Below are 15,792 nucleotides of genomic sequence, written 5' to 3'. Positions count from 1 at the left end.
GTATCGTATGTAAATACATATTATGTCACTACGTGGCGAGAAATACAAATAATATGACTAGTTATGTACAAATAAAAAATTTTTAAAACTTTTGAAATATGTATATTCGACTTGTAAAGGAAGTTTTCCTTCTTCATCGAAAAGTTTTATAAATATATTTCTATATTTATAAAACAAGGCACGATTAAAATCGTGCCTTGTTATTTTATTATGCAGCGTTTTCTACTAAGAAGTCTACAGCTTTACGCACTTTAAGATCTTCAGATAAAGCGTCTACGCTTCCAAGAGCTTGCTTGATAGCGTCTACTGGCATACCGTACATTTCAGCCATTTTTTCAACTTCTGCAGTTACTTCTTCTTCAGTAACTTCGATGTTTTCAGCTTCAATGATAGCTTCAAGAACAAGATTGATTCTTACGCGTTTTTGAGCGTCTTCTTTCATTTGCTCTTTTAACTTGTCAGCGTCAGTACCTGTGAATTGGTAGTAAAGCTCAAGGTTCATACCTTGTTGGCTTAAACGTTGCTCGAATTCACGAACCATACGATCTAACTCAGTGTCGATCATAGCTTCTGGAATTTCGATTTCAGCGTTAGCAGCAGCTAATTCTACTACTTCGTCACGTACTTTGTGCTCAGCTTCATGCTTTTTGCCTTCTTCTAAGTTTGTACGAAGTTTTGCTTTTAATTCATCAAGAGTTGCAACCGCTTCGTCTGCTTCTTTAGCGAACTCGTCGTTTAACTCAGGAAGTTCTTTTGTTTTGATTTCGTGAATTGTTACTTTGAATGTAGCTGGTTTACCAGCTAATTCAGCAGCGTGGTACTCTTCTGGGAATGATACTTCAACTTCTTTAGAATCACCAGATTTAAGACCAATTACTTGCTCTTCGAAACCAGGGATGAAAGTACCAGAACCGATTGCAAGAGAATAGTTTTCGCCTTTTCCGCCTTCAAATGCTTCGCCATCAACGAAACCTTCGAAGTCGATTACAGCTGTATCACCATTTTCAACAGTTCCTTCTTCTTTAACAACTAGTTCAGCTTGACGCTCTTGTAAAGATTTTAATTCGTTCTCTACATCTTCGTCAGTTACAGTTGTTTCAACTTTTTCTACTGCTAAACCTTTGTACTCACCTAATTTAACTTCAGGTTTCACTGTAACTTTTGCAGTGAAGATAAGGTTAGCATTTTTTTCGAACTTCTCGATGTCGATTTCAGGATGATCAACTGGGAAGATACCAGCTTCATCGATCGCTTCACCGTATGCTTTTGGTAAGATGATATCTAAAGCATCTTGGTATAAAGATTCGATACCAAAGCGTTGTTCGAATAACGGACGAGGCATTTTTCCTTTACGGAAACCTGGTACGTTGATTGTTTTTACTACTTTTTTGAACGCAGCGTCGATAGAGTTGTTTACTTCTTTAGCATCAACTTCGATTGTTAAAACGCCTACGTTACCTTCTAATTTTTCCCATTTTGCAGCCATTTATTCTTTCCCTCCAACTATAATAATGTATGCACATACCTCTATAGATTAAAATCTTCATTATCTCTTTTTTGAAATAACAAAAGTACAAATAATCCTCTAGCCAAAGCTTTCAGATATAATGTTCCAATCTACTAATTGCCTAAAAGACAATTACGGTATATTTTGTTCGAGAATAATATGAAACATATTAAGTAAGAGAATTACACTTCTCTTCTCTTACAAACAGGCAGATTTCTGCCTTTTGCAACCCTTACATTATAACATAGAATATGCTCGTTTCAAGAACCGAACGATTCTTTTTCATAATTATACGGGCAAATATCCTTCTCTTTCAACACGTAATAACCATTGATAGGCAATATGAAACTCTTCTAATTCAATATTATACGCTGTCATAAGCTCTTCTTCATCAATAGTCAATCCGAAACGCTTTCTCCCAATTCTCTCTAAAACAGCAGCCCAAATCTCCACCTTATCCATTAATAGAGCGAATGGGAAAACGCCAATTCGCAATTCTTTCCAATATGTAACCATCGCATCAAATATATCGGGATAATTTTGCTCTAATCGACTTGATAATGTATGTATAATGTTATCGGATTGCTCCTCATTATGACCTGTAAATGCTGGAATCACCTTGATCGTATTCCCAAACTTTTCAACCTCTATCTCTTCTTCTATTTGATTTTCTATCATTTTATACAAAATAGAAGTTTTCAAATAAGGGTGCTGTTTTTCGTCTATTAAAAATTTCTTTAAAATAGGTAATGCAAGATCCAAGTCTTTTAACGAAAGTTGCTGAATTGCTCTTAATTTTTGCCCAAAGCTTTCTCCAAACATTTCATTAGTAAACTCATCTAATTCAAAATTCGAATCGACTAGTGACGTATCTACTTCATTTAACATACCTTCTGCAAATAAAGCGAGCTGCGCTAATTTGTCCTTTTGCTCAGGCATTATATCTTTCGTTTGCAAAACTTTTTCAACGGTTTCAATAACGCCTTCATAATCATTTGTTTGAACTAAAATCGTCACATATGTTTCAAGAATATCACCAAATAATACAGCTCCCGTTTCAAGCAACTGTTCACATTTGTCTTTCGCTTCTTCCATATGTTTTAATTCTAACAAACAAATAACCGAAGCTAGTTCCGTTTGTTCCGTTTCTGCATTATACTGACGTAATATTTCAAAGCAACGCAATGCATCTTCGAATTTCCGCTCTTTCAGCGCTAAAAAACCTTCATCAATATATCGCTCTGATAGTTGCGGAAACAATACGACCGTATTTTCTTTTTTATCCATACGTCCGCCTCTTTTTCTAGATTTTAATTATCTTTAAAGTAAATATATCAAATGAGTAATGAGAATACAACATCCCAAAAACCTTTGTTTGAAATATAGGAATATTTAATTTTTATATTTCAATATAAACAAATCCTTACTCAAAATTAAAAATGTGCAAATAAAAACCCTCAGCAATGAAAGCAGAGGATTCATCATTAATGGAAAGCTTTTATAATAGTGGGGTATATAACAAGGGTAATAATTTGGAGAACAATAATTGCCATAACAATCATGCTAAAATAGAAGATTGGTTTACTTCGCTTCATTAAAAACATAATAATAAGCATCGTACAAGCAAACAAACTTAAGAAGAACAAACTCGTTGTCGAACTAAGTATACCACTCGGGACAAAGAACAATAACACTACACTACAAGTACCTATAATTCCAAATAACCATTCCATTCATTCACTCATTCCCTTTCCCTTTCACCGCAGTTTTCTCTAAGCGATTAAATGTTTTACAACATCAACTACATACGTTAATTTTTCATACGCTACAAATCCAAAAGCTACTGTTAAACCCGTTACGATTAACCCTTTCATCATTTCTTCCTCCTCGTTTTATCGTTGTTACCTTCATTATAGAGGATTAGCAATTTGTTACCATCGAACTTCCTTACAGTTACCTTACAGAATTGTAAGATTTCAAAAAAGGTATAAAAAAACACCTCATATCACTTGAGGGGCTTTCACGGAATTTCTCTATAATCACTTGCAAAATTAACTTTTTTCTCTTGGTTATTTTTCGGAGAATCGGCCCTTAAACTAATAGATTTACTAAATAATTTGGGATTGAAATAATAACAGGAATCTGTTTGAGGACAATATACGCAATACACATCTATTTCTTCTTTATTCACTTCTTTTGTAGCGACTCCGCTGGCCGTAGAATAACTAGAACGGAATCTAACTTCAAGAATCCCCCTCGAATTTAATTCTCTATATTTCACTTGCACTCTCTTACATACTCCATCTTTATACACTACAAGATCGAATGGCGAATGCTCTGTTTGTGGTATTAAAATCATATATCCTTTTTCATACAAATCAACTTGAGCTTTTAAAACCGCTAAATCTCCTTTTGTTTTTGTATGGTGGTGCACTTTTACTCAACACCTTTTATATATTTTTTAAATAACATTGATTCCTTTTCTTAACTTACCTTCAAATGTTTTTAATTATAAGAAAACACTTTATTGAAATCGTGTTAATATATTTTTATACAATTAAGAATTTAATTTAAAAGGGGGATTATGTATGTTTAAAAAAATGGCTGCAGATGTATTAGGACTAAGTGATGTAGGATCTGTCATTACACCAAAAGATTACGATAAAGTTGATGCTGATGATTATGTGATGCATGAAGATGGGGAGAAAATTTATTTTCTAATTAAATCAAAATCAGATGAATATTGTTTCACAAACAAAGGATTAATCCACCTAGATGGTACGAGCGCAACAAGTAAAAAACGCACACTACGCCGCTTTAGCTATAGTAAATATCAAATTAAAAACGTAGCACTTGAAACTGTCGGAACGATTGATTTAGATGTAGAAATTAAGTTTCAAATGGGCGATGAGCATTATTCAATTGATGTTCACAAAAAACATATTGAAGAATTAAAAGATTTATATAAAGCTTTACTTAAAATTGAAGAAATCTCATACGACAACGATATTACATTGCAGTATGCACATAAAAGTCTAGATATGGCATCTAATGCTTTTAGCCGCATTTCAAACGCACAAGTAAATTTAGCAGAGCAATTTAAAGAAATGAACGAGATCGCCTTTAACTGGCTCGTTGATACAAAGAAACAATATAACGTGAAAGATTACGGTTTTGTTTTTGAAAAATTTATTAATAACTAAACAAAAACCCTTGTTATCAAAAGATAACAAGGGTTTCTTAGCGTCCCAAGAAAGATTCGAACTCCCGCTCCGCCCATTTCCGTACTATTTTATATATTTGGATCGCAGTCTTAATATATCTTCTCCTTCGCGAATGCCTGCCGATCCCTTCCTCACATTTTTTACAACAGTCCAATTCGGGTTAGTTTCATCACCGATGTTCTGCACTGTAAAGTTGCCGTCACCATATTTTCGGTGACCTTCTGCCAATTTCTCCGTTAAATCATTCTCTTTAGATTTCGCCATCTTTTCGCCATCTCCCTTTTTTATACAACCTGCTTAAACTGTCCAGCCAATCACACGTCCAGTCAATTGGAGATTCTCGTTTTTCGCTTCTATTAATTGTAACACATTGCCGGGGATAAGTTCCGATAACGGATACTCAATCGCACTAGAATGGTAAAAAGTTTTATAACATTCTAAGTGAAAAATTAGGAGAATACGGATGTGGATTTGAGTTCCATCATAAGCCTATTGATTCTTTAAATTAAATATGAGGAACAGGCCGCATAAACGGCGCTCTTTTTTAATGCACTTTAATCTGTTACATATACTCATTATCATATATCCCGTTATAATATTTTTAAACTTCTTGCACATACATTAATTTGTAGACAAACAAAAAACCTTGTTATCAAAAGATAACAAGGTTTTGTTAGCGTCCCAGGAGAGATTCGAACTCTCGATCCGTCTTTAACCTATATATAAACATCAGTATAATCCGTTTGTTGAATAGTTCATTATTTCGGTCAACTGACTATTTGTTAAAATTCTACCTTGTTGTTTAAGGAAATTATTTACCTAACTTCTCAACTTTTACATCTGATTTGCAATCCTCCGACTCCTTTAGGGCATTTTTTAACAAAGTAAGAAAGTCTTTCCCTTGAATAGAATGGTAGTTTGCTAAGTTAGTTATTTTAGAAGGAATTTTATCTCCCCAAGGTGGTCTTTTAGTTAAGTCCTCAATGTCCCATAGTACCTCTGATGGAGGTATTTTACTTAATGTTTCTCTGATTTCTTCTACATTTTTTAAAGCCTCAGGGACATCTTGCCACTTTAGTTTATCAAAATATAAGTCTTTCATTAGTAGAGGATATTTAGTTCCCCATCCCTCAGGTTCAGTGTGATAAGAGATTGTTGAGAAAAAGCTGTGTAAAAAGTCAGGGTGTCCTGCCTCATAGAAAAATATGTCTACAGAAAATCCAACTGCCATTTTCATCAGTCCTTTTTAATAAATTTTATTTCAGGTAATGTATTAGCTTTTTTATGTATTTCTGCTCTAATTTCCCTCAGAATGTCACTAGAAACAGTTTGTCCTCTTGTATCTATAATGATAGTTTGCTTTGTGCCTTCAGGCAAGTGAATGGCTTGTTCCATACCTTGAATGGTAGCGGAACATACAGCGTTCATGCTATGAGTTTGGCTTTGTACTTCTCCCAAATACATATTTAAACTCATGCATTGACCCTCCTTCTTTATACAGTATTTTACAAGAAAATTATACCATGTCTGGTTATTTCACTGTGCCAAATATTTGAAATTACTAACAGGGAGAATGAATGCAATTAGTTACATAATTGAAAATAAAACTGTTACACAAATGTTGAGAAATATTGAAATTCAATTCCCATTAAATTCTATTCTTGCTATCATTATTTATAAGAATATTCAAAAAGGGAGGGGATTTCATGGACGTTCTAATAAAGGGTAATGAACAAATTTCAAAACTACTTAACGAATGGTATCAAGAAATACGTTCACGTAATATAGATAATGCCCATTGTTTAAAAGAAGAAATTAATTCTATTATTCACACTAACGAAGCAGACCCAAAATTGTTACTCTACTATTACCTTTTAGATTTCGGTTATAAATATTTAGTGGATAATTTAAGTATTTCAAAAAATAGCTTTGATAAAATTGAATCTTTTAATATTCCCACAGATAACTTTTTATCTTACTACTACCATTTTTATAAGGCTATTCATTCTAACGCAATCGGTAATTATAGCCTTGCTAAAGAACATTATGATAAAGCAGAAATCTTACTTAAACACATTCCTGATGAACTTGAAAAAGCAGAATTTCATTATAACTTAGCAACATATCATTATCATATTTATCAAGCACTTTTAGCCATTAAGCACGGTACAAAAGCTAGGGACATATTTTCTAAACATGAAAGCTATGAATTAAAAACAGCCTATTGCGATAATTTATTAGGATTAGCTTGTACGCATTTAAGAGAATTTGAACTAGCTGAAGAATACTTTGTTACTGCAATGAACACATTCCAAAAGCAAAAAAATGAGAAAGCAATCTTACTAGTTCGTCATAATTTAGGCTTAATGTATGCGAGTCAAAATCTCTCTATTTCGGCAATTCGATACCTTTCAGAAGTTGTTGAAAAGAAACCTCATAATTATAAAGCTATTTTTGTTAAAGCCAAGGAACACGTCAAGCTAGGTGAGGAAGAAATTGCGTCTCAACTCATTGAAAAAGGTTTAACTATCTGCAATGAATTAGGAAATCAAGAATATCAATACCGCTTTACAATTCTAAGAAAAATAAATAAAAAAGTTACTGCCGAAAAATTAGAACAAGCTGTGCTAGCAGGAATGAACTACTTTAAAAACGAAAGATTATGGGAGTATGTTCAAGAATACATGGAAGCAGTAGCAGTCCAATTTCATAACGAAGGAAACTTTGAACAAGGAAGTAAATATTTCTATTTAAGTTATGAAGCTAAAAAAGAAATTTTTAAAAAGGAGGCGTTAAAGTGAAGAAAGTATTATTAGGAATGCTATTGATTACAATTGTAACGATAGGCACACATACTTCAGTTAACACTCAAACAGCTATTCATATTATACAAGGTTTAGCTGATGGTGATACAGGTTGATTTATTAAAAACATAGGACGCTTACCTATTCTTAGGACAGCGTTCTTTTTTATCTAACTTTAACTTTGAAAGGATTGAACAACGAAAATGTTTGATGGACTAACAATAGAGACAATAGGCAAGTTTGCACCTGTATTCACTACAATTATAGCCACCTTACTTATACCAGCTGTATTATATAGTGTTAATCAACTTGTAATAGCGACAACAACTAAGGAAGTTGGTAAATATGATTAACGTTTAATTCTTCTAAGTATTGCGTATCTGTTATCTTCGTAAAGTGATTAACGTGTAAATAGTAGTCGTTTATCGTACGCTCACGTAAGCCTGTCGCCTTCATTTGACGCACACAACTATTTCGAGTGCTTTGTCGATTGTTAAATTAAACGTATAACGACCCTCTGCGGTCTCTTTCTTCCGCGGATCACTTTTTAATCTATCGCTAAAAACATTCGTTAAATCTTCGCTAACCGTTAAAGAATCACGTCTTTTGGACATAAAAAAATAAGCCTCCTAACTCGTTAGCGACCGCACATTGTACGATTCAACTTACGAATTAAAAGGCTTATATATTGCGGACTTTGACGTCACCGCAAAAGGTTTTGTTAGCGTCCCAGGAGAGATTCGAACTCCCGACCGTACGCTTAGAAGGCGTATGCTCTATCCGGCTGAGCTACTGGGACATGGAGCGGGTGAAGAGAATCGAACTCTCGACCAGAGCTTGGAAGGCTCTTGTTTTACCACTAAACTACACCCGCATATGTTATTTTATTTTTCTTCGTTAGCGCTGTTGCCCTATCGACAATATTTATTATATGTATAATCATACATAAAGTCAACACCTTTTTTAAAAGAGGATAATTTTTCTTATCCTCTTTTAAAAACTGCTTGTTCAACTAGTTGTCCGTCTAATGTTTCAAAACGAACTTCCATTTGATTTTCATCCATTTCTAATAAAGCAAATGTCTTTTCTACACGCTGACGCGGTAATAAAATACTGCCTGGATTAATAAATAAAACGCCGTCGATTAATTCCGCACCTAATACGTGCGAGTGTCCGAAGCATGCAACTTGCGCCCCTACCTCTTCTGCACGGTACGCTAATGTTTGTAATGTCATTTTCACGTTATGACGATGTCCGTGCACAACTACGAAACGAATGCCATCTACATCAGTTACAATTTCATCTTGAAAGTTAGCATAATCACAATTCCCTTTTACAACATGGAAACCTTGCAGCTCTTCATGAGCAGGCGTTAGCTCTGAATCACCGCAATGAATCATGACATCTACTTTTCCTTCATATTTCTCTTTTAACTGCTGCAATTCCTTCACAGAGCTATGACTATCGCTTACGATTAAAGCTTTCATCAATCTCTCTCCCCTATTCTCCTAAAAACCATTCAGGGATTTTTTCTTCTAACTTACGCAGAGCACGTCCGCGGTGACTAATGGCATTTTTCTCATCTGAACTTAGTTCCGCCATCGCTTTTTTATATTCTTCCACATAAAAAATCGGATCATATCCAAAGCCGTTTTCCCCGCGGCGCTGTTCTAAAATAAATCCTTCACACGTCCCATTTACAATAACAGGCTTTTTATCACCTTCAGGGAAAGCCACTGCTAATGCACAGTAGAAACGAGCTTTACGTTTTTCAAACGCTACTTCATTTAATTCTTGCAAAACTTTATCAATATTCGCTTGATCATCTTTCGGCTCCCCAGCAAAACGAGCTGAATACACGCCTGGTTTTCCGTTTAAAGCATCTACAATAAGGCCTGAATCATCCGCAATTACGATCGCATTCAGCTGTCTACTCAAACTGTCCGCTTTTAAGATCGCATTTTCTTCAAATGTTTCACCAGTTTCTTCGACTTCTTCAATATGAGGAAAATCGTGTAATGATTTCACTTCTAAATCAAATCGCTCAAATAACTCAGCAAATTCACGCACTTTCCCCATATTTTTTGTCGCTACAACAACTTGTTTCATATTTTCCACCTCTACTCTATATGAGATACGATGTCACCTAAAGCTTCTTTTTGCATGTCAATTAGTTGGAAAATGCCTTGTTCCGCAGCATCAAGCAATTCATTTAACTGTGCTCTGCTAAACGTCGCTTCTTCTCCAGTTCCTTGTACTTCAACAAACTGTCCTTTTCCAGTCATAATTACGTTCATATCAACGTCTGCTTTAGAATCTTCTGCGTAGTTTAAATCTAAAACAACACCTTGTTCTTCAACAATCCCTACTGACGTTGCTGCTAAATAATCTTTCACTGGAATTTTAGATACTTTTTCTGCTTGTAATAACTTTTCGAAAGCTAATACCATTGCTACATATGCCCCTGTAATAGAAGCAGTTCTCGTTCCACCGTCCGCTTGAATAACATCGCAATCGATCCAAACCGTTCTCTCACCAAGTGCTTCTAAGTCAACTACCGCACGTAATGCTCTTCCAATTAAACGCTGGATTTCCATTGTACGTCCTGTTACTTTCCCTTTACTTGATTCCCTTATTGTACGTTGCTCTGTTGCACGTGGAATCATTGCATATTCAGCCGTTACCCAGCCCTTTCCTTCTCCACGCATAAACGGTGGGACACGCTCTTCAATTGTCGCTGAGCAAATCACCTTTGTATCTCCAACTTCAATTAACACTGATCCCTCTGGATGTTTTAAATAATTCGTATGAATATGTATATGGCGTAATTCTGTTTTCTCTCTACCATCTACTCGCATAAAAATAACCTCCTCATAACTATTTGTTAGTATAGCCAAATTTAAATGTATGATATGTATACAATAAAAGAAGAGGAACCCAAAAAGCAATTCCCCTTTCTTACTTAAGTATATCAAATTATTGACGATTAAAAACTACCTGTATTTACGTTTTCTGGACGATCTACAGGTTTTATTAACTTTCCGCCCTTTTCATCTATAAGATTTGCTTTACCATTCACTTCAATAGAAACACTTTTCACGCCTTTCTTTTCTGTTAAAGATAAAACTAACGACTTCAATACGTAATTTGAAACCATATTTTTATCTGGGTTTATAAATATATTTTCATTAAAGTTTAATGTAAGATTTCCGTCTTGTAATTTCGGATTCGTAATAAGCTTAACTCCTGGATTAAAATCATTCAGAAGCGACTGATGAATCGGTCCTTTTACAAGTTCATCTATAATTGCTGCATAATCATTTTCTTTTCCTTCTACAACGCGGCGTGTTACGGGTACGTAGTATTGCTGTTTATTATTATTTTGTGCCATAAAATAAAGTGTAACTGGTTTTGTATTTGTTACATCAGCTACTTGTTCATCATCGAAGTTGATACCATTAGCACGGCTCACCCCTTCACCAAGCGGTGTACCACCAACAGGCATCTTCGCCAATTTCTCACCATTTATTTGGAACTGCACTTGTTTTATTTCTTTAAATTGCGTCAACGTCCACGCTATTGACTCAACAATTTGACGCTCTTCTTCTTTTGCATAGTTTTTCATTTCTTTTGAGAAATCAATGACTGCCGTCCCATCTTTTTTCAAATTTAAAGTCATCGATGTATTTGCTGGAATGACTGCACGGAACCCATTCGGTAATAAATTCGTTACTGGCCCATCTTTCACAAGGTACTCTAACGTTTGCTGAATGACCTCATTTGCTTTCGGAGTAGGTATAGCTAACGTTTGCGGTACAACATAACCGTTTTTATCAACAAGGTATAATTCTCTATTCACCGTTTGTCCTTGCTTATCTTTCTTAGCTACTTCTTTCTTTCCACCCTCTGTGTACGTAACTTGTTTTGGTGGATCAATTTGTTCCGTTGCTTTCTCCTGATTTATAAAGCCACACCCTGTTAGTAAAACAGCGCTCACAGTAGCACCAACAACCCATTTAAAAGTGGATTTAGGCATGCCATTCCCCCCTAAAATCTAAGTTTGTACTATTATGTATACGAGCTGTTTTACGTTTTAGAACATACCTTGCTTCTTATAAACAAAAACTCCTGATTTCTCAGGAGTTCACTTCTATAAGTCTACTATTATTTTGTTTCTAAATTGATATGCTTCACATTTTCAATCGGTTGACCGAACCATTTCGATGCAATTTCTTTAAATAGACCTATTTTTCCAGTTGTTAAGAAGAGATGATCACTTTGTTCTTCTCCCTCATTTAACATTTTACTGTGATATAAAATCGTACTTACTTCTCGCGCTGTTTCATCACCCGAACTAATTAATTGCACTTTATCTCCCATTACCTTTTTAATAACTGGGCCTAAAATCGGATAATGTGTACAACCTAAAATAAGCGTATCAATATCAGTTCTTTTCAGCGGTTGCAACGTTTCCCTCACAACTTCATACGCCATTTCACTTTCGAAATTCCCACTCTCTACAAGTTCAACGAAAGGCGGACACGCTAAACTTTCTACCATAACACGGTTATTAATAGACTTTAACGCCTCTTCATACGCACCGCTTTTCACCGTTCCAATCGTTCCAATAATCCCAACATGGTACGTATTTGTCACTTTTAAAGCTGTACGTGACCCTGGGTGGATAACTCCTACGACTGGGATCGGTAATTGTTTCTGCATTTCTTCTAATACAACCGCAGTTGCTGTATTACACGCAATAACTAACATTTTGATATTTAAATCTAGTAAATGCTCCGTCATTTCCCACGTGAATTGACGCACTTCTTCTCGAGAACGTGGACCATACGGACAACGTGCTGTATCTCCTAAATATATAATACGTTCTTTCGGCAACTGACGAATTAATTCCTTCGCTACTGTTAAACCGCCAACTCCTGAATCGATAACACCGATTGCTCTATTCAACTTCATCACCCGTTTTCTCATTCATCATCTTATTTTATGTTTATCAGTATATTGTACGCACTTTAAATCCGCTCACTTAAAATGCTCCTGTATGATTTTTTTATTTGTACCTGTATAGACTAGGACCTTATTTATTTTGCTCCTTTTTTTCGTAATTTGCAAGACAGAAAAATAACCGACCCTCTATTTGAAAGTCGGTTTCTTCTATATAAAATACGTATTCATTACACCACTTTTCTCTGAATAGAAGACATTCCTATTAATAAGAAGAAATGAGCAAAAATTAAAACGACGATTAAAATAAAATTCAAACGATAACTATTTGTAGACTCCATAATTTTGCTTGCTACAGCTGGTCCGAATGCCATACCGAAAAAGTTAATTAAATTATACAATCCAAGGCCAACTCCAACTTTAGAAGGATTCAATGTTTTCGGTATAAATGTATTTAATGAAACTTGAATTGCTGAATAACTTATAAACGTAAAAACAACCGCTAATACAATATAAAGTAAACTTCCGCTTGGAATAAGTCCTAAAATTAAAAAGCCCACTATCATAACAACAGACGCTACATAAATCATATTCACATTCCCAAATGAAGGGACAATTTTCCCTGTAATAAAACTTGACGCAATACCAAAGAGAGAGGCAATAAATAGCGTAATTCCAATAACAAATGGAGATAATCCATACTCTCTTCCTAACAACAGCGGTAATAGTAACAAACTAGCACATAACGCCACATTAATGATGAAACCGACTGTTATTAAGCGCAGAAATGGTTTGTTCGTAAACAACTCGATATCAATAAATGGATGCTCTGCGTTCTTCATACGAACCGTGAATAAAAATAAGAAAACAACAGATAACACAAATAGCCAACTATTAATATTTACACCTAATAAAACTGTCGTAATGAATACAAATAACAACACCGCTCCAATGTAATCAAAATGAAACGCTTCTTCCGTATACTGCGCTTCTTCCGGCATAAATTTGATAAGCAAGAAAATCCCAACCACTGAAATAACCATAAATAAAAATAAATACGGCCACCCTAACGTATTTGTAATTGCACCACCAACTAAAGGGCCGATACCAACCGCTAATGCAATAGAAGAACTAATCATCGCTAACGCACCTGGTTTTTCAGCAGGAGCAACTAATTTTGCAACTGCAATCATACTAAGCGCAATAAATGCAGCTCCACCACTCGCTTGCACTAATCTTGCAAAAATGACAATCCCATAAGATTGATTTACAAACCCAATAATAGAACCAACTACAAATATGATAATGGAAATAATTAATAATTTTTTTACACTGTAACGATCCGCCAGTTTCCCATATATCATCGAACCAATACCGACAACTAAGGAATAACCTACTACAACCCAACTTACTTTCGATTGACTAATGGATAAATCATGAGCAATATCCTCTAACGCTACATTAAATAACACCGCATTCATCGGTCCTAATAAAACGATAAAACATAATGTGAAAACAAACCATTTTGAATGATTACTTATATCTTTCCCCATGTGTAACACCTCTCCTGATTGTAGTAATTGTAAATGAAAAATAAATTTGTTTAGCTCCTCTATCACCACTAAACAACTTCATCAAATGTATAAATTTATCGCGCGACAAACTGAATTCGAAACGTAACATGTATGTTGTTCGACATTCATGGAACTATCATAGTTTCAGCATTACAATTTGTCAACGAAAAATATACAAAGTAAACTAATTTAGCTTTTTTAGTTTACTTTGTATAGAAATTGTTATACACTAATTTCGAATCCGCTATAAGGAGGACTGACATGGTTATTCAAATTTGCAATTTCTAACTTAATAAAATTAAGCAAATAAAGAACTTTTATATAGAAGAAACATTACAGGAGGATTATGATGAAGAAGAAAATGTTAGTTGTATTAACAAGCGTAGAAAAATATCCAAATTTAAATCGAGCTACTGGGCTTTGGATTGGTGAAGCTGTCCATTTCGTTAAAAAAGTTGAAGAAGCTGGTTACGAAGTAGATTATGTCAGCCCACAAGGTGGTTATACACCGATTGATCCGCATAGTTTAGCAATGGCGGAGAGCATCGATTGGGAATGGTATCAAAAGAAAGAATTTATGAATCGTCTCGGTTCTACAATGAAACCGAGTGAAGTGAATCCAGAAGACTACGCTGTTATTTATTACGCAGGCGGTCACGGTGTAATTTGGGACTTCCCAGAAAATAAAGAACTTCAAATGATTAGCCGCAACATTGATGAAAATGGAGGAATTGTTTCTTCTGTTTGTCACGGAGCTGCTGGTTTATTTCACATCACATTAAGTAACGGAGAACGTTTAATTAGCGGTAAAAAAGTAACAGGATTCTCAAATGAAGAAGAAATACTAGCTGAATTGGATCAATTTGTTCCATTTTTAACAGAAGATGAACTCATTAAAAATGGAGGACTTTACCAAAAAGCTGCACAGCCTTGGGAAGCTTATGCTGTAGAAGATAATCGTGTTATCACTGGTCAAAACCCAGCTTCAGGTGGTCCAGTAGCTGAATTAGTATTACAGCACGTGAAAAAATAACATATAAAAAAAGCAGGTTTCCATTAGTATAGGAAAACCTGCTTTTTTTACGAAATCATTTGCAAAATAGCAATAACTTCTTTTTCAATTTCAGAATCATCAATTGCTTCTATATACTCTGGTTTAAAAAGTTGATACTTCTTTAATTGATAAAAATCCAGTATCGCTTTCTTTAACGTAATATCGTACTGAATACAAAAAGAATGTTCTATAATACGTCTTAACATCACATCATCTTGTACCATAAATAATTGTGCGTTCATTTTATTAAAGTAGCCCTGTTCCATACCCGCTTCAAAAAACATTTGTAAATTCTGATTACGATTTTGTTGTGCAGCGACTAGCTGATCAGATAAGTGCGGATATGCCTCTTTCAAATCTTGTAAAAAAACATCAGAAATATATGTCACACATTTTAAAGAGTGGATAAACGTCTTTTGGAAACGTTCTGCAAAAGACATACTTTCATCTTGATTATCCGCATCACCTTCAAGAAGGTAGTTCATAAAATCTTCTACCACCGCTTCAATAATCTCATCTTTCGAAGAAAAACGTTTATATAAAGTGGCCTTACTAATATCCATATATTTCGCAATTTCATCTATTTTCAATTGGCTAAAACTCGTTTTTCGAATAACGGGCTTTATTTTATTAATATAAGTGTTTGCACACGCAACTTTTCTCATTA

At 34.7% G+C, this 15,792-nt stretch carries 18 protein-coding genes, 2 tRNA genes and 1 pseudogene; 4 read left to right on the top strand and 17 right to left on the bottom strand.

What is annotated here, in order from left to right:
• Positions 1-208 precede the first annotated feature (208 nt).
• The 4 genes from tig to QCI44_RS05105 all read right to left on the bottom strand — a co-directional run bounded on the left by tig (position 209) and on the right by QCI44_RS05105 (position 3,941).
• Entirely contained in the window at positions 209-1,486 is a 1,278-nt protein-coding gene (tig, locus tag QCI44_RS05120; protein ID WP_016086094.1) for a trigger factor, read from the bottom strand.
• A gap of 309 nt (positions 1,487-1,795) precedes the next feature.
• Positions 1,796-2,794, bottom strand: a complete 999-nt coding sequence (locus QCI44_RS05115) for a hypothetical protein (RefSeq protein ID WP_016135393.1) — start codon at positions 2,792-2,794, stop codon at positions 1,796-1,798.
• Positions 2,795-2,991: 197 nt separating this feature from the next.
• On the bottom strand, positions 2,992-3,240 hold the full coding sequence (locus QCI44_RS05110) for a hypothetical protein (protein ID WP_001983650.1): 249 nt from the start codon (positions 3,238-3,240) through the stop codon (positions 2,992-2,994).
• A 287-nt stretch (positions 3,241-3,527) separates the two neighbouring features.
• Positions 3,528-3,941 (bottom strand): group I intron-associated PD-(D/E)XK endonuclease, encoded by a 414-nt coding sequence (locus QCI44_RS05105; RefSeq protein WP_098985950.1) that lies wholly within the window; start codon positions 3,939-3,941, stop codon positions 3,528-3,530.
• A gap of 154 nt (positions 3,942-4,095) precedes the next feature.
• On the opposite strand from QCI44_RS05105, the gene QCI44_RS05100 reads away from it, so the two are divergent.
• Complete coding sequence (locus QCI44_RS05100; protein WP_353811025.1) at positions 4,096-4,710, top strand: PH domain-containing protein; 615 nt, start codon at positions 4,096-4,098, stop codon at positions 4,708-4,710.
• An 84-nt stretch (positions 4,711-4,794) separates the two neighbouring features.
• Here QCI44_RS05100 and QCI44_RS05095 read toward each other — a convergent pair whose 3' ends face one another.
• The 3 genes from QCI44_RS05095 to QCI44_RS05085 form a co-directional block, all read right to left on the bottom strand.
• Positions 4,795-4,995 carry a hypothetical protein gene (locus QCI44_RS05095; RefSeq protein WP_016086090.1) on the bottom strand — a complete coding sequence of 67 codons (201 nt, stop codon included), beginning with the start codon at positions 4,993-4,995 and terminating at the stop codon, positions 4,795-4,797.
• Positions 4,996-5,542: 547 nt separating this feature from the next.
• A complete protein-coding gene (locus tag QCI44_RS05090) occupies positions 5,543-5,962 on the bottom strand; it encodes an Imm70 family immunity protein (RefSeq protein ID WP_016135395.1) in 420 nt (139 codons plus the stop codon).
• A gap of 5 nt (positions 5,963-5,967) precedes the next feature.
• Entirely contained in the window at positions 5,968-6,207 is a 240-nt protein-coding gene (locus tag QCI44_RS05085; RefSeq protein ID WP_353811024.1) for a hypothetical protein, read from the bottom strand.
• A gap of 230 nt (positions 6,208-6,437) precedes the next feature.
• Between QCI44_RS05085 and QCI44_RS05080 the strand changes: the two genes are divergently transcribed.
• A complete protein-coding gene (locus QCI44_RS05080) occupies positions 6,438-7,532 on the top strand; it encodes a response regulator aspartate phosphatase (RefSeq protein ID WP_016086087.1) in 1,095 nt (364 codons plus the stop codon).
• The gene (locus QCI44_RS05075; protein ID WP_016086086.1) at positions 7,529-7,651 is read left to right on the top strand and encodes a hypothetical protein; all 123 of its coding nucleotides are present in this window, start codon (positions 7,529-7,531) and stop codon (positions 7,649-7,651) included. Before QCI44_RS05080 ends, QCI44_RS05075 begins: the two co-directional genes overlap by 4 nt.
• A gap of 220 nt (positions 7,652-7,871) precedes the next feature.
• Here QCI44_RS05075 and QCI44_RS05070 read toward each other — a convergent pair.
• The 9 genes and pseudogenes from QCI44_RS05070 to QCI44_RS05030 all read right to left on the bottom strand — a co-directional run.
• Positions 7,872-8,149: pseudogene (locus QCI44_RS05070) on the bottom strand (tyrosine-type recombinase/integrase); the annotation flags it as partial.
• Between the two features lie 111 nt (positions 8,150-8,260).
• Positions 8,261-8,334: transfer RNA gene (locus QCI44_RS05065), tRNA-Arg, on the bottom strand.
• A gap of 1 nt (position 8,335) precedes the next feature.
• Positions 8,336-8,409, bottom strand: a tRNA-Gly gene (locus QCI44_RS05060).
• Positions 8,410-8,518: 109 nt separating this feature from the next.
• The gene (locus QCI44_RS05055) at positions 8,519-9,022 is read right to left on the bottom strand and encodes a metallophosphoesterase (protein ID WP_016135399.1); all 504 of its coding nucleotides are present in this window, start codon (positions 9,020-9,022) and stop codon (positions 8,519-8,521) included.
• 13 nt (positions 9,023-9,035) lie between these two features.
• Positions 9,036-9,644 carry an XTP/dITP diphosphatase gene (locus tag QCI44_RS05050; RefSeq protein WP_000815943.1) on the bottom strand — a complete coding sequence of 203 codons (609 nt, stop codon included), beginning with the start codon at positions 9,642-9,644 and terminating at the stop codon, positions 9,036-9,038.
• Positions 9,645-9,655: 11 nt separating this feature from the next.
• Positions 9,656-10,393, bottom strand: coding sequence for a ribonuclease PH (gene rph / locus QCI44_RS05045; RefSeq protein ID WP_001261765.1), 738 nt, complete (start codon positions 10,391-10,393; stop codon positions 9,656-9,658).
• A gap of 128 nt (positions 10,394-10,521) precedes the next feature.
• Positions 10,522-11,571 carry a spore germination protein GerM gene (gerM, locus tag QCI44_RS05040; RefSeq protein WP_016086082.1) on the bottom strand — a complete coding sequence of 350 codons (1,050 nt, stop codon included), beginning with the start codon at positions 11,569-11,571 and terminating at the stop codon, positions 10,522-10,524.
• A gap of 128 nt (positions 11,572-11,699) precedes the next feature.
• Positions 11,700-12,509 (bottom strand): glutamate racemase, encoded by an 810-nt coding sequence (gene racE, locus QCI44_RS05035; protein ID WP_016135401.1) that lies wholly within the window; start codon positions 12,507-12,509, stop codon positions 11,700-11,702.
• 218 nt (positions 12,510-12,727) lie between these two features.
• On the bottom strand, positions 12,728-14,050 hold the full coding sequence (locus QCI44_RS05030; protein ID WP_098486269.1) for an MFS transporter: 1,323 nt from the start codon (positions 14,048-14,050) through the stop codon (positions 12,728-12,730).
• Between the two features lie 370 nt (positions 14,051-14,420).
• On the opposite strand from QCI44_RS05030, the gene QCI44_RS05025 reads away from it, so the two are divergent.
• Positions 14,421-15,104, top strand: a complete 684-nt coding sequence (locus QCI44_RS05025) for a type 1 glutamine amidotransferase domain-containing protein (RefSeq protein WP_353811023.1) — start codon at positions 14,421-14,423, stop codon at positions 15,102-15,104.
• A gap of 47 nt (positions 15,105-15,151) precedes the next feature.
• Here the strand turns inward: QCI44_RS05025 and QCI44_RS05020 are convergent, their stop codons facing one another.
• Positions 15,152-15,790 (bottom strand): TetR/AcrR family transcriptional regulator, encoded by a 639-nt coding sequence (locus tag QCI44_RS05020; protein WP_016135403.1) that lies wholly within the window; start codon positions 15,788-15,790, stop codon positions 15,152-15,154.
• Positions 15,791-15,792: the final 2 nt, after the last annotated feature.

It is taken from the genome of Bacillus cereus group sp. RP37 (genome assembly GCF_040459695.1).
In the GTDB taxonomy this organism is placed as follows: Bacteria; Bacillota; Bacilli; order Bacillales; family Bacillaceae_G; genus Bacillus_A.
Note: the sequence above shows the minus strand (reverse complement) of the source record. Positions and strands in the feature narration are given on the sequence as shown.